Below are 14,282 nucleotides of genomic sequence, written 5' to 3'. Positions count from 1 at the left end.
CGCTTACCGTACCGTGCACCAACCGTTGCGGTGGCCGCCGTCATAGGCGCGGGCGAAGCCGCCGCTGAGCAGCGCGGCGGAGACGTTCGGGGTCTGCCGGGTGGCGGCGTCGGCGACGACGCGGCCCTGATACTTGTCCGGACCGATATTGTAGATCGTCACCTCGCCTTGCCGCAGCAGGCCGCGCAGCGCGTCGCTCGCGGCTTCCGCCATCTGCAATTCCCGCGCGCATTGCGCTTTCAATTCCGGCGCGTCGATGCCGCGCAACCGCACCCGCGTGATCATGTCGAGGCCGGGCCACAGATGCACCCGCGCCTCGAACGTATCGCCATCGATCGTGCGTAGAACGTCGACTGGATGCCGCACGCTCGGATTGCCGGCGCGGCGCCAGACCGCGTCGCTGTCATTGCCGGCGGATCGCGAGGACGGCTGCGACGCGTCGGTCAACGAGCCCGGCCAATGTGGCCAATGCCGTGCCGGCAGCATGGTTCCTGCCGCCATCCCAAGCACGAATACCCAAGGCAGCGCCGCCGATAACCGGCTGCGCCATGGCTGCGCCCGTGCCGCATTTGTTCTGGAATATGGGTACATATTCCTATGATAAACTGAGTCGCGGTGTCGCGCAAGTCAATGCACAACTTCAGATTGTATCTGACGATTTTGATCGCCGTCGTGGCCGTCAGAAGTCCGAGGCGATTCCCTTGGTTTCCCAGTCGCCATAGCGGGTCGGCTCCGGCCCTTTCGGACCCTGGAATTCCTTCTCGCGCGCGGCTGTATGCTTGGCCGCTTCGGCGCGGCGCGCCTCGGCCTCGGCGAGCGCACGCTTGGCGGCTTCAGGCAGTGGCTTGCGCGCGGGTTCGGGCGCAGCGGTCGGGAGCGGCGGCGGATCATGCTTCATCGTCGAATTTCCGGTCGCGAGATCGGCCACGGCCGATTCGATTTGTCGCACGCATGCGAGGACTACGAGAGCATGGAGCGAAATGAGCGTTTCTTACATTTGGCATATTCGCATGTCACCAATGCCGATGTCGCGACGAATGGCGCGAGCCAACCATCATCCTTTCAGTTGTGATACTCTCACGTCATGCCAGCTCCAAGATTCGCCTTGCCTACTGAGGTGCCCGGCCTCGCCGCGCGCCGGATCGCCGCCGATATTCTTGACGGCGTCCTGCAGAAGCACCGGACGCTGGACGAGCAGCTTGAAGGCTCGGGCGCGCATCCAGGACTGAAAACGCTGTCGGATCGCGACCGCGCCTTGATGCGTCGGCTGGTCGCCACCATCCTGCGGCGGCTGGGCACGCTCGGCCATGTGCTGTCGCGGCTGCTCGATCGCGGCATTCCGACCGACGCGCCGCGGGCGCAAAGCGCACTGTTGATCGGCGCCGCGCAAATTCTGTGGATGGAAGTTCCCGATCATGCCGCGGTCGACCTGTCGGTCCGGCTGGTACAATCAGACCGGCGCGCCGCCAAATATGCCGGCCTCGTCAACGCGGTGCTGCGCCGCTGCGCGCGCGAAGGCCAGCCGCTGATCGACGAAGTGCAAGCCCAGACGCTCGACGTGCCGCCGTGGCTGATGGCGCGCTGGATCGCGCATTACGGCGAGACCACCGCACGCGCGATCGCGCTGGCGATCAGCTACGAGCCGTCGCTGGATCTGACCGTGAAGTCGGATGCCGAGGCGTGGGCGACGCGGCTGCATGGCGAAGTGTTGCCGACGGGAACCGTGCGCACCTTGCTGCAAGGCTCGATCAAGATGCTGCCGGGTTTCGGCGACGGCCAGTGGTGGGTGCAGGACGCCGCGGCGGCATTGCCGGCGCGGCTGTTTGGCGAACTTCGGGGCAAGACCATCGCCGATCTCTGCGCCGCGCCAGGCGGCAAGACCGCCCAGCTGGCACAGGCCGGCGCTCAGGTCACCGCGATCGACCGCTCGCCCGCGCGAGTGGCGCGGTTGCAGGACAATCTCGCGCGGCTGTCGCTCGAAGTGAAGACCGCGGTCGCCGATGCCACCGAGTGGCAGGGCGAGTGCAGCGACGCCGGTTTCGACGGCGTGTTGGTCGATGCACCCTGTTCTTCGACCGGCACCATCAGGCGTCATCCGGATGTGGCGTGGCTCAAGCACGAGGACGATATCGGCGCGTTGACGGCGCTGCAGCAGCGGCTGCTGCGGAAGGCGGTGACGCTGCTGAAGCCGGGCGGAACCCTGGTCTATTGTACCTGCTCGCTGGAACCGGAGGAGGGCGAACACGCCATCACTGCGCTGCTGGCGGCGGAATCCGGCGTCAAACGGGTCCCGATCGACGCCGCCGAAGTTGCCGGCCTCGCCGACATCGTGACCCCCGACGGCGATCTGCGCACGCTGCCGTGCCACCTGCCGCATCCTGACCCGCGGCTCGGCGGGCTCGATGGGTTTTTCGCCGCAAGGCTTGTTAAGTCATTGTAAAATAATTTAAATACTTCGGTCTGGCGGGGGCGATGGCGATTCAAGCCAGGGGCGCGCTGCCCTATGTCCGACACCGGTCGGAACCAGTTCTCGATCTTGCATGGATCGCAATCGACGGGGTGTGCCAGCCGAATTTCCGGACTAAAAGGAATTGCAACGAATTTTCGGTAAATTGAGGTTTGCTTTGATTCAAGGCGTCCCTTCGTCGTCGGGGACGCCAGATGAACTTTTGAGTCGAAACGGACCGGGTCAAGAAGGTGTCGAACGTCCTTTTGAATCTGAAGTTCGCAACAGAGGGTGCCGCAACGTGACGCGAACTTTGGATCCGGGGCACTAGCGCGCGTGTCGGTCGCTTATCGCAGACGCATCTCGTCGCTCGTCATGGGCCGCTTCGCGCGGAACGTGATGGCGCGCGCGTCGAGCAGTTCGGTGTCGCTGTCTCGGTTGTGGCCGGGCCGCACCGACCGGCTGATCATCGCGCCGCACGATCTGCGCACCGCCGATGCCACCCGCGCCGCCGAAATCTATGCCGGCCGCTTCGTGTTCGCCGGCAAGATCGTGACCTGCCATGGCCGCTCGATCTTCGATCTCGAGCCGCCGTCGGAGGATTGGGAAATATCGCTGCTCGGGTTCGGCTGGCTGCGGCATCTGCGTGCGGCTGATACTGCGATCACCCGCGCCAATGCCCGCTCGCTGGTCGATGACTGGATTTCCAACCAGGCGCGGAATCGGCCGGTCGGCCGGCGCCCGGACGTGCTGGCGCGCCGGGTAATCTCGCTGTTGTCGCAGGCGCCCCTGGTGCTCAGCGATACCGACGGCAAGTTCTATCGCCGCTATCTGCGCGGGCTGACCCGCGAGATTCGCTATCTGCGCTACACCATGCTGGACATTCCGGACGGCGTGCCGCGGCTGCAGGTGCTGATCGCGCTGTGCTACGCCTCGCTCTGCCTCGCCAACCAGGCCCGCCATATCCGCACCGCGACCCGCAAGTTGTCGGACGAGTTGGCGCGCCAGATCCTGCCGGACGGCGGCCACATCTCGCGCAATCCCGGCGCGCTGATCGAATTGATGATCGACCTGTTGCCGCTGCGGCAGACCTTTGCGGCGCGCAATATCGCGCCGCCGCCGGCGTTGCTCAATGCGATCGACCGGATGATGCCGATGCTGCGGTTCTTCCGCCACGGCGACGGCAGTTTCGCGCTGTTCAACGGCATGAGCAGCGCACCGTCCGACCTGCTGGCGACGCTGCTGGCCTATGACGACACCCATGGCAGTCCGATGTCGAGCATGCCGCACACCGGTTACCAGCGCATCGACGCCGGCAACATGATGGTGATCGTCGATACCGGCGCGCCGCCGCCGCCGAATCTCAGCCACGACGCCCATGCCGGCTGCCTGTCGTTCGAACTGTCCTCGGGCCTCAGCCGGATCGTGGTCAATTGCGGCATGCCGACGACCGGCCGCGACAACTGGCGGGTGTTCGCGCGCGGCACGGCGGCGCACTCGACCGTCACCTATCACGACACCTCGTCGTGCCAGTTCGTCGAACGCTCGGCGATGAAGCGGTTCCTGCAGGGCGCGCCGGTGGTCAGCGGCCCGGTCAATGTGGAGAATTTCCGCGAAATCGTGACCAACGGCGTGCTGCTGACGACCTCGCATGACGGCTATCTCGACCGTTTCGGCGTGGTGCATCACCGGGTGCTGATGGTGGCGCATGACGGCAGCAGGCTGGACGGTGAGGACACGCTGTCGCCGGCGCCCGGCGCCAAGATCAAGGGCGCGAACACCGACTATGCGGTGCGGTTTCATCTGCACCCTTCGGTCAAGGCCAGCCGGCTCAGCGATGCCCGCGGCGTCATGTTGGTGCTGCCGAACCGCGACGTCTGGACCTTCGAGGCGCTCGACGACAAGGTCGATCTCGAGGACAGCGTGTTCCTGGCCGGAAACGACGGTCCGCGCCGCACCGCCCAGATCGTGATCCGGCAGAATGCGACGCAGGCCTCCAGCGTCCGCTGGAGCTTCGTCCGCTCCAGCGCCTCGGCCTCCGCGACCACTGCCCGCCGCAACGCCCGCCGCGAACCGGAATTGCCGCTGTAGGCTGGCTGTGGCCAGGCCGGGACCGCCGATCGGCCCGGTTTCATGTCCCGACAAACCGTGCTACGGCGGCGTCCTTCTACCGAAGGACCGACCCTCCATGACCGATCATCCGCGCCGCGTGACCCGCGCTCTATTGTCCGTTTCCGATAAATCGGGCCTGATCGACTTCGCCCGCGCGCTGGTCGGCCACGGCGTCGAGCTGGTCTCGACCGGCGGCACCGCCAAGGCGATCGCGGCGGCCGGGCTCGCGGTCAAGGACGTCTCCGATCTCACCGGTTTCCCGGAAATGATGGATGGGCGGGTCAAGACCCTGCACCCGAAGGTGCATGGTGGCTTGCTGGCGATCCGCGGCAACGCCGAACATGCGAAAGCGATGAAGGATCACGGCATCGCGCCGATAGATCTGCTGGTGGTCAATCTCTATCCGTTCGAGGAAACCGTCGACAAGGGCGCCGGCTACGAGGATTGCGTCGAGAACATCGACATCGGCGGGCCCGCGATGATCCGGGCCGCGGCGAAGAACCATGACGACGTCGCGGTGGTGGTCGAGGCGTCGGACTATTCCGCCGTGCTCGACGAACTCGCCGCCAACGCTGGCGCAACCACGCTGACGTTGCGCAAGCGGCTGGCCGCCAAGGCCTATGCCCGCACCGCGGCTTATGACGCGGCGATCTCGAACTGGTTCGCGCTGCAGCTGAAGACCGAAGCGCCGGATTTCCGCGCCATCGGCGGCCGGCTGATCCAGAGCCTGCGCTACGGCGAGAACCCGCATCAGAGCGCGGCGTTCTATCGCACGCCCGAGAAGCGCCCCGGCGTCGCCACCGCGCGGCAGGTGCAGGGCAAGGAATTATCTTACAACAACATCAACGACACCGACGCGGCTTATGAATGCATCGGCGAATTCGACGCCGCGCGCACCGCGGCCTGCGTCATCGTCAAGCATGCCAATCCCTGCGGTGTCGCCGAGGGCGCTAGCCTGCTCGACGCCTACCGCAAGGCGCTGGCCTGCGACTCGACCTCCGCATTCGGCGGGATCGTGGCGCTGAACAAGACGCTCGACGCCGAGGCCGCGCGTGCCATCACCGAGATCTTCACCGAAGTCATCATCGCGCCCGACGCGACCGAGGAGGCGATCGCCATCGTGGCCGCAAAGAAAAATCTGCGGCTGTTGCTGGCCGGGAGCCTGCCGGACCCGCGCGCGGCGGGCCTGACCTACAAGACCGTCGCCGGCGGCTTGCTGGTGCAGGGCCGCGACAATGCCGTGGTCGACGACATGGCGCTGAAGGTCGTCACCCGGCGGCAGCCGACCGAGGCCGAGCTGCGCGATCTGAAATTCGCGTTCCGCGTCGCCAAGCACGTGAAATCCAACACCATCATCTACGCCAAGGATCTCGCCACCGTCGGCATCGGCGCGGGGCAGATGAGCAGGGTCGATTCGGCGCGGATCGCGGCGCGCAAGGCGCAGGATGCGGCGGCCGAACTGAAGCTGGCGGTGCCGATGACCAAGGGTTCGGTGGTGGCGTCGGATGCGTTCTTTCCGTTCGCCGACGGCATGCTGGCCTGCATCGAGGCCGGCGCCACCGCGGTGATCCAGCCCGGTGGTTCGGTGCGCGACGACGAGGTGATCAAGGCTGCCGACGACGCCGGCATCGCCATGGTGTTCACCGGCGCCCGGCATTTCCGGCACTGATCAGCTCTCGTTGACCAATCCGTGCCGGTCAATCGTTGATCCGCATCGCTTGCAGGTCCACCCGCCGAGCAGTGCCTGCTTGATGGATTTCGGCATCCGGAAGCGCGGCAGCTCCTCGTGGCAGCGTGAACACCTGTGCGCGACCGGGCCGATCCCGCTGATCATGTCGCGCCGATAGCGAAAATAGAAATAGGCCGCGAGCGGCAGGCCGAGAACCAAGACCAATGTCAGCATCATGTGAGCCCCCTGATGCCGCGTTATAGGCAGCAGGGGATTTCATCGACTGTGCGCAAAGTCACATTGTCCGGAACAGTTGCCCGCGGCGGGGCGACCCATCAGGTTGGGGTCATCGATTCAACCTGGGGATCTCGCACCCTCCCCAGCAACACGAGCCCGCCGATGCCCCACAGCACCAGCACTGCCATGCCGGCCTTCTGGCTCGCGGTGATCGCGGTGATCACGCCGATCAGCAGCGGCCCGATGAACGACGTGACCTTGCCGGTCAACGCGAACAGCCCGAAATACTGCGCGATACGATCCTTCGGCGCCATGTGGATCAGCAGTGTGCGCGATGCCGCCTGCAGCGGACCGCCGGCGATGCCGATCAAACATCCCAGCAGCAGATAGGCACGCTCGGCGGGAGAGGCGAACAACGCGCCGCCCGGCCGTGGTGGGGGCACCGCGATGAACAGGATGTGGCCGGGATCGACCAGCAGGATGCCGATGATCGAGACCAACAGCAGCAGCATGCTTCCCGCGATCACCCGCTTCGGCCCGAGCGCATCGTCGAGCTTGCCGCCGAGCCATGCGCCGAAAGTGGCGGCGATCGCCAGCAGGATACCGAAGCTGCCGATCTGGATGGTCTGCCAGCCGAAAGTTCCGGCAGCATAAATGCCGCCGAACGCGAACAGCGACACCAGCCCGTCGGTGTAGATCATGTTGGCGAGCAGGAACGCCGCCATTGAGCGATGTCGCGGCAGTTCCCGCAGCGTCTCGCGCAATTCGCGCACCCCCTCGCGCACCGCAGCGCCGGCCGCAAGCTTGGCCGGGAAATCCGGGGTAAACACGAACATCGGCAACACGAAGATCACGAACCAGATCGCGGTCAGCGGCCCGGTGATGCGGTCGCCCTGATGCGACATCGGATCGAGCCCGAACAGCGGTTTGAGACCGAACAGCGTACGACCGGTCTCGGGACTGGCGGCAAGAAAGCCAAGCACCAGAACGAGACTCAGAATCCCGCCTACGTAGCCGGTGGCCCAGCCGGTGCCGGAGAGCCTGCCGATTTTGTCCGGCGGCACCAGATGCGGCATCATCGCGTTGTTGAACACGGTGGCGAATTCGACGCCGATGGTGGCGATGCCGAAGGCGATCAGCAGCGGCAGGATCGCGCCGGTGTCGCCTGGCTTGCCGAACCACATCAGGCAGGAGCCGATCACCAGCATCAGGCCGAATGCGGCGATCCATGGCTTGCGCCGGCCGCTGGCGTCGGCAATGGCGCCGAGCACCGGCGACGCCAATGCGATCACAATTCCGCTAGCCGCTGTGGCGAAACCCCAGATCGATTGTCCGGTGGCCGGGTCCGGCGCGACGTGGGTGACGAAATACGGCGCGAAGATGAAGGTCGTGATCAGCGTGAAATACGGCTGCGCCGCCCAGTCGAACAGGATCCAGCCGACCACGGCGCGGCGCGGCGGATAGGTGGTCGGTATGGCGGCGCGATTTGTGTCGGCCGCGATCGTTGACCCCATGTTCTCGTTCCTCGCCCGCAGGCGTTTTGCCTATCGCATCGAAAGCCATATAGCATCCCGGCGGGCGAAGCAGTCTGCATGCCGCGACAACTGCCGGGAATCTCGATGGTCGTTATGACGCTTTTACGTCGCAAAGCGGTGACGGCGCTGCTCGCCGCATCGGTGCTGGTCGCGGCAATCGGCATTGTCGGTGCGCAGGACATCCGTGGCGGCGCCGACGCGCGGATAGTCGCGGCGCCGGCAGTGGCCGCGCGGCACGGCATAGTGGTGGCGCAGGAGAAGCTCGCGGCGCGAGTCGGGGCCGATATCCTCGCGCGCGGCGGCAACGCGGTCGATGCGGCAGTCGCGACGGGCTTTGCGATGGCCGTCACTTATCCGCGCGCGGGCAATCTCGGTGGCGGTGGCTTCATGATGATTCACGCCGCCGCGCGCGGCGAGGACGTGGCGATCGACTATCGCGAGACCGCGCCGATGGCGGCGACGCGCGACATGTTTCTCGGGCCCGACGGCAAGCCCGACAACGCCCGATCGCGCGACTCCGCGCTCGGCATCGGCGTGCCCGGCACCATCGCGGGTCTGGCGCTGGCGTTGGAAAAATACGGCTCCGGGAAATTTTCGCTGGCGGAGATCTTGCAGCCGGCCATCGCGCTGGCACGCGACGGCTTTATTGTCGCCGACGACAATGCCGACACAATGCCGCAATGGCACAAGCGGCTGGCGCGCTGGCCGTCATCGCTGAAAATCTTCTCACGCGCCGACGGCAGTTCGCTGCAAGGTGGTGACGCGCTGGTGCAGGCCGATCTCGCCGCGACGCTGTCGGCAATCGCCGCACAGGGGCCGCGCGGATTCTATCAGGGCGACGTCGCGCGCAAACTGGCGGACGGCATTCGCTCGGCCGGCGGGATCGTGACGGTCGACGATCTGAAAGCCTATCAGCCGATCGTTCGCGCGCCCGTGCATGGTCTCTATCGCGGCTACGACATCGTGGCGATGCCGCTGCCATCGTCCGGCGGCACCGTTCTGATCGAGACGCTGAACATTCTCGAAGGCTTTGCGCTGCGCGACAACCCGCAGGGTTCGGCCGCCTCGCTGCATCTGTTGATCGAGGCGATGAAGCGCGGCTATGCCGACCGCGCGCGCTACCTCGGCGATCCGGCCTTCGTCGCTGCGCCGCTGACTGCATTGTTGTCGAAGGACTACGCCGCCAAGCAGCGCGCCGGGATCGATCCCAACCGCGCGACGCCATGGACCGAAGCGCTGCCGGCGCTGCCGCCACGCGAGGGCCAGAACACCACGCATTTTTCGGTGGTCGACGCCGAAGGTAACGCCGTCAGCAACACCTATACGCTGAATTTTTCCTATGGAGTCGGCCTGGTCGCCGACGGCACCGGCGTGCTGCTCAACAACGAGCTCGACGATTTCACCGCGGCGCCGGGCGCCGCCAACGCGTTCGGCCTGGTCGGCTTCGAGGCCAATCTGCCGGGGCCGGGCAAGCGGCCGCTGTCGTCGATGGCGCCGACCATCGTGCTGAAGGACGGCCGCGTCGTGCTGGTGACCGGCTCGCCGGGCGGTAGCCGGATCATTTCCACTGTACTGCAGGTGGTCGTCAACGTGCTCGACTACCAGATGGACATCGCCGCGGCGGTAGCGGCGCCGCGGCTGCATCATCAATGGCTGCCGGACGAAGTGCGGATTGAGCAGGGGTTCAGTGCCGAGACGGTCGCGGCGCTGCAGGCGATGGGGCACAAGGTGGTCGCACCAATGGGCCAGACCTCGGCGAATTCGATCGTGGTGATGCCGGACAGCCTGCTCGGCGCGCCCGATCCGCGCACCCGCGGCGCGGCGGCAGTGGGAAACTAGCGGGCATGACACGGAGACGGGCGCTGCTGTCGAAGCGCTTCGATTTGGATCACCGGGGCTGTACACTATCGACGCGCGAAGAGCGCCACTGACGAGGGGACGAAACATGGCTTCACTGAAGGGCAAGACGCTGTTCATTTCCGGCGCCAGCCGCGGCATCGGGCTGGCGATCGCGCTGCGCGCAGCGCGCGACGGCGCCAATGTGGCGATCGCGGCGAAAACCGCCGAGCCACATCCGAAATTGCAGGGCACCATCTACACTGCGGCGGAGGAGGTGCGCGCCGCTGGCGGCAAGGCGCTGCCGGTGCTGTGTGACATCCGCGACGAGGCCCAGGTGATCGCCGCGATCGACGCCACCGTGGCGGAATTCGGCGGCATCGACATCTGCGTCAACAACGCCAGCGCGATCAGTCTCACCGATTCGCAGCGCACCGATATGAAGCGCTACGATCTGATGATGGGGATCAACACCCGTGGCACCTTCATGGTGTCGAAATATTGCATCCCGCATCTGAAGAAGGCCGACAATCCGCATATCCTGATGCTGTCGCCGCCGCTCGATATGAAAGCGAAGTGGTTCGAGCACTCCACCGCCTACACCATGGCGAAGTTCGGCATGAGCATGGTGGTGCTGGGCCTGTCCGGCGAATTGCGTCGCGCCGGCGTCGCCGTCAATGCGCTGTGGCCGCGTACCACGATCGCCACCGCCGCGGTCGGCAATCTGCTCGGCGGCGACGCCATGATGCGGGCCAGTCGCACGCCTGCGATCATGGGCGACGCCGCCTACGAGATCTTCACAAAGCCGTCGCGCGATTTCACCGGCCAGTTCTGCATCGACGACAAGGTGCTGGCGGCCGCCGGGGTCACCGACTTCGAGCATTACCGGGTCGACAAGACAGTGCCGCTGATGTCGGATTTCTTTGTCCCCGACGACGATGTGCCGCCGCCCGGCGTCAGCGTGATGGCGCTGCCCTCGGTCGATGCGGCGCAGGCAAAGAAGTAGCGTGGTGCAAATCGCGCGCCGGGCCGGGCTGATAGTGGGAGACGGCCGATGAGAGCGCGATGGTTAGTCGTGGCCGCCCTGATCGGCGTCCTCCTGGCGGTGTCGGCGACGAAGTATCGTCCCGACCGCGCGCTCCGGGTCGCGACCGCGGTGGTCGCGCACAACACTTGCGCAAAGGCGTTCGTGTCCGGACAGGATCCGGCGACGGCCTATGCGGAGGTGAACGAACGCGAGGGGGTGCGCGCGATTCGCCCGATGCTGCGTTACAAATTCGATGCCGTCGGCAAGACCATCGAGGTGTCGTTGCTGGGCTTGTTCAGCAGCCGAGCCCTATATCGCGAGGGATTCGGCTGCATCCTGCTGCACGCCGACGCCGAGCCCTATCTGCCGAAGGCCGACATCGCCGCGCTGAAGGCGTCCGGTCCAGCGTCGCTGCTGGCCGAGATCGCCGGCCCGGCCGTGGTCGAGCCGGCCGATCCGAGACTGAAGGCGGCGCTCGATCATGCCTTCGAGGAGCCGCTGGCGCCGCCGTTGCGGCGAACCAAGGCGGTCGTCGTGATCCATGACGGCCGGGTGGTTGCCGAGCGCTATGCAACGGGCGTCAGCACCGAGACGCCGCTGCTCGGCTACTCGTTGACCAAGTCGGTGGTCAATGCGCTGATCGGCATTCTCACCCAGAAGGGCCTCACCTCGCCGTCGCTGCCGGCGCCGATCGCGGAATGGCGCGGCGCCACCGATCCGCGGCGCGAGATCGAGGTCGAGCATCTGCTGCGCATGACCACCGGATTAGCACTCGACGAAACCAACAGCGGTCTCGATCCCTCCAGCCAGATGGTCTATCTGCACGACGACATGGCCGCGTTCGCCGCGAAGGCGCCGCCGATTGCCGCGCCGGGAACGCGATGGGCCTATAGCAGCCCGTCGACGCAGTTGCTGGCGCGAATCATCAACCAGCTCACCGGCGGGCCTGAGCAGACCCTCAAATTCGCCTGGCGCGAATTGTTCAATCCGCTCGGGATGCGCAACGTCACGCTGGAATTCGACGCGACCGGCACAATGCAGGGATCGTCCTACATGTACGCCAGTGCGCGCGACTGGGCGCGGTTCGGCTTGCTCTATCTGCAGGATGGCGTGGTCGGCGGCCAGCGTATGCTGCCTGAGGACTGGGTGGAATTTTCCGCGCGCGCGACCCTCGACACCGATTACGGCGCCGGGTTCTGGACCAATCGCAGCGAGCATCAATATGCCAAGGGGCGGGCGAGGCTCGGTATTCCCCGCGATGCCTTCTTCGCGTCCGGCGATCTCGGCCAGCGCATCGTCGTGCTGCCGACGCAGCATCTGGTCATTGTGCGGCTCGGCGATGCGGTCGATCCGACCGGCGACATTCGCGGTCTTGGCCGACTGGTCGGCGAGGTGATAGCGGCGACGGTGACTCCGGAAGCGGCCGGGCCGAAGTAGGGCGTCGGCGGTTACATCGCCCGCGCGTCGAGCGTCGATTGCCAATGGCCGGCGCGTTCCTTCAACAGCGCATCGCGCACATAGCGCGATTCCTCTTCGGCCAATTGCTCGAGCGGTTCGAATGCGAAAGTATCGGCGCCGTGCAGGGTCCACGCCGCCTGCAGCGCGCGGTTGGGATGACTGCCCTGACGCAAACTGAACCAGATCCGGTTCTGGATCGTGTCGAGGTGCGGGGTTTGTCCGACCCAGACCTGGGCCGACGCCGTGCAGCGGATCGCATAGATTCCGGCGCAGGCCTTGCGCTCCTTGTAGGCCGCGATCGCGGCCTTTCGGTTGTCCTTCTGCATCGGCGGTCCTGTCGCGGGATTGGTTGCCGATGTCCGTAACAGGCTCGAGCCGGATTGTCAATTTTACCCGGGTAATATCAGGTAGGGCTGGCGCTCAGCCGCCCACCGTATAAGGGCCACCCTGCTCCAGCGCCCGCTTGTAGGCAGGTCGAGCGTGGATCTTCGCCAGCCAGGCCAATGCGTTGGGATAGGTTTGATCAAGCCCGGCGCGGGCCGAGGCGGCCTCCAGCGGGAAGCTCATCTGAATGTCGGCGGCGGTGAAGTCGCCGCCGGCGAACCACTCGCTCTTCGCCAACTCGCCTTCCCAGAACGCCATGTGCTGCTTCAGCTGCGGATCGACCAGGGTGGCCAGCACCGGCGTGGTGATCAGCTTCACCAGCGGCCGGATCAGCGCCGGCGCGCGCTGCGGGATCATCGTGAACAGCAGCTTCAGCAGCAAAGGCGACATCGCCGAGCCCTCGGCGTAATGCAGCCAATAGGTGTAGCGCAGCCGTTCCGGCGTCTTCGGCGGCGGGATCAGTCGGCCCTCACCATAGGTGTCGATGATGTATTCGATGATCGCGCCGGACTCGGCGACGGTATTGCCGTTGTCGGTAATCACCGGCGACTTGCCCAGCGGGTGGACCGCGCGCAGCTCCGGCGGCGCGAACATGCTTGGCAGCCGTTGGTAGCGCTTGATCTCGTACGGGACCCCAAGCTCCTCCAGCACCCATAACACGCGCTGCGAGCGGGAATTGTTGAGATGATGGACGGTGAGCATGCTGAACCTCGGGATCGCAGTGAAGTTCCGTCGTGCCAGCCGGCCGCCGGAATGTCGAGCGTCGGCGAGCAGGGATGCCCGATGTTTTACCCGGGTGATATTGACGGAAGTCCACCGCGCCGGCTAAGGGAGGCGAACCGTCGAGGAGAAGTTCGCCATGCCCGTGTCGGCCAGCCCTAGCTGCATTGCCTTCGAGGGCGATCGCCGCGTCGCTTCGGGTGACCTCCGCGACATGGCGCGACTCGCCAAGGAGCGTCTCGATCATGGCGACGGTTCGCTGCTGATCTTCGACAGTACCAGCAGCCATCTGGTCGAAATGGATCTGCGCGGCTCGCTCGATGAGATTTTGGCACGATTGCCGAACGCCGCAGTGCCGAGCGATCCAGATGCGCCGCCCGAGCCAGATCCGCCGTCGCCGCGCGGCCCGGGCCGGCCGAAACTCGGCGTGGTCGCGCGCGAAGTCACGCTGCTGCCGCGGCACTGGGAGTGGCTGGCGCAGCAGCGCGGCGGCGCATCGGTGGCGCTGCGCCGGCTGGTCGACGAAGCGCGGCACGCCAACAAGGACAAGGACAGGATTCGGCAGGCGCAGGAAGCGACCTATCGCTTCATCGCGGCGTTGGCGGGAGACAAGCCGGACTATGAGGAGGTGGTGCGCGCGCTATTCGCCGGCGATGCGGCGCGTTTCGCGCAACGGACCGCGGGCTGGCCCATCGATGTGCGCGATCACGCGCGCGCGCTGGCGACGGCGGCGTTCGCGCCATCGCCAGATCAGGCCGCGACCACCGCCCGATCCGCCGATTGCCAACCGCCGGCCGGCATGAAATGATAGCAATCATATAAGGCAGGACCGTTCCACGAATCCGCCGCCGTCCGGGA

Annotated in this window: 13 protein-coding genes; 7 read left to right on the top strand and 6 right to left on the bottom strand. The window is 66.0% G+C overall.

The window, feature by feature from the left end; translation table 11 throughout:
• Positions 1-3: 3 nt before the first annotated feature.
• Together HXX15_RS06400 and HXX15_RS06395 are read right to left on the bottom strand one after the other, a co-directional pair.
• Complete coding sequence (locus HXX15_RS06400) at positions 4-591, bottom strand: thermonuclease family protein (protein WP_296513838.1); 588 nt, start codon at positions 589-591, stop codon at positions 4-6.
• 88 nt (positions 592-679) lie between these two features.
• A complete protein-coding gene (locus tag HXX15_RS06395; RefSeq protein ID WP_296513835.1) occupies positions 680-898 on the bottom strand; it encodes a DUF1674 domain-containing protein in 219 nt (72 codons plus the stop codon).
• Between the two features lie 186 nt (positions 899-1,084).
• On the opposite strand from HXX15_RS06395, the gene HXX15_RS06390 reads away from it, so the two are divergent.
• The 3 genes from HXX15_RS06390 (at position 1,085) to purH (ending at position 6,227) form a co-directional block, all read left to right on the top strand.
• Positions 1,085-2,440, top strand: coding sequence for an RsmB/NOP family class I SAM-dependent RNA methyltransferase (locus HXX15_RS06390; protein ID WP_296513831.1), 1,356 nt, complete (start codon positions 1,085-1,087; stop codon positions 2,438-2,440).
• Positions 2,441-2,821: 381 nt separating this feature from the next.
• Entirely contained in the window at positions 2,822-4,537 is a 1,716-nt protein-coding gene (locus HXX15_RS06385; RefSeq protein ID WP_296514868.1) for a heparinase II/III family protein, read from the top strand.
• A 97-nt stretch (positions 4,538-4,634) separates the two neighbouring features.
• A complete protein-coding gene (gene purH / locus HXX15_RS06380) occupies positions 4,635-6,227 on the top strand; it encodes a bifunctional phosphoribosylaminoimidazolecarboxamide formyltransferase/IMP cyclohydrolase (RefSeq protein ID WP_296513829.1) in 1,593 nt (530 codons plus the stop codon).
• On the opposite strand, the gene HXX15_RS06375 is transcribed toward purH, so the two are convergent.
• Positions 6,228-6,464: a hypothetical protein gene (locus HXX15_RS06375; RefSeq protein ID WP_296513827.1), complete on the bottom strand. Its 237-nt coding sequence runs from the start codon at positions 6,462-6,464 to the stop codon at positions 6,228-6,230.
• Positions 6,465-6,562: 98 nt separating this feature from the next.
• On the bottom strand, positions 6,563-7,978 hold the full coding sequence (locus HXX15_RS06370) for an MFS transporter (protein WP_296513825.1): 1,416 nt from the start codon (positions 7,976-7,978) through the stop codon (positions 6,563-6,565).
• 114 nt (positions 7,979-8,092) lie between these two features.
• Here HXX15_RS06370 and ggt point away from each other — a divergent pair, with 114 nt between their 5' ends.
• The 3 genes from ggt to HXX15_RS06355 all read left to right on the top strand — a co-directional run bounded on the left by ggt (position 8,093) and on the right by HXX15_RS06355 (position 12,299).
• Positions 8,093-9,838, top strand: a complete 1,746-nt coding sequence (gene ggt / locus HXX15_RS06365) for a gamma-glutamyltransferase (RefSeq protein ID WP_296513822.1) — start codon at positions 8,093-8,095, stop codon at positions 9,836-9,838.
• 106 nt (positions 9,839-9,944) lie between these two features.
• Complete coding sequence (locus tag HXX15_RS06360) at positions 9,945-10,841, top strand: NAD(P)-dependent oxidoreductase (RefSeq protein WP_296513820.1); 897 nt, start codon at positions 9,945-9,947, stop codon at positions 10,839-10,841.
• A 48-nt stretch (positions 10,842-10,889) separates the two neighbouring features.
• The gene (locus HXX15_RS06355) at positions 10,890-12,299 is read left to right on the top strand and encodes a serine hydrolase (protein ID WP_296513817.1); all 1,410 of its coding nucleotides are present in this window, start codon (positions 10,890-10,892) and stop codon (positions 12,297-12,299) included.
• Between the two features lie 11 nt (positions 12,300-12,310).
• On the opposite strand, the gene HXX15_RS06350 is transcribed toward HXX15_RS06355, so the two are convergent.
• Positions 12,311-12,646, bottom strand: a complete 336-nt coding sequence (locus HXX15_RS06350) for a GIY-YIG nuclease family protein (protein WP_296513815.1) — start codon at positions 12,644-12,646, stop codon at positions 12,311-12,313.
• A gap of 94 nt (positions 12,647-12,740) precedes the next feature.
• On the bottom strand, positions 12,741-13,406 hold the full coding sequence (locus HXX15_RS06345) for a glutathione S-transferase (RefSeq protein ID WP_296513813.1): 666 nt from the start codon (positions 13,404-13,406) through the stop codon (positions 12,741-12,743).
• Positions 13,407-13,563: 157 nt separating this feature from the next.
• On the opposite strand from HXX15_RS06345, the gene HXX15_RS06340 reads away from it, so the two are divergent.
• A complete protein-coding gene (locus HXX15_RS06340) occupies positions 13,564-14,232 on the top strand; it encodes a DUF2239 family protein (RefSeq protein WP_296513810.1) in 669 nt (222 codons plus the stop codon).
• Positions 14,233-14,282: the final 50 nt, after the last annotated feature.

The organism is Rhodopseudomonas sp. (genome assembly GCF_013377015.1).
Classification (GTDB): Bacteria; Pseudomonadota; Alphaproteobacteria; order Rhizobiales; family Xanthobacteraceae; genus JARJEH01.
The sequence above is the reverse complement of the archived record's forward strand: the minus strand, read 5'-3'. Positions and strand labels throughout refer to the sequence as shown.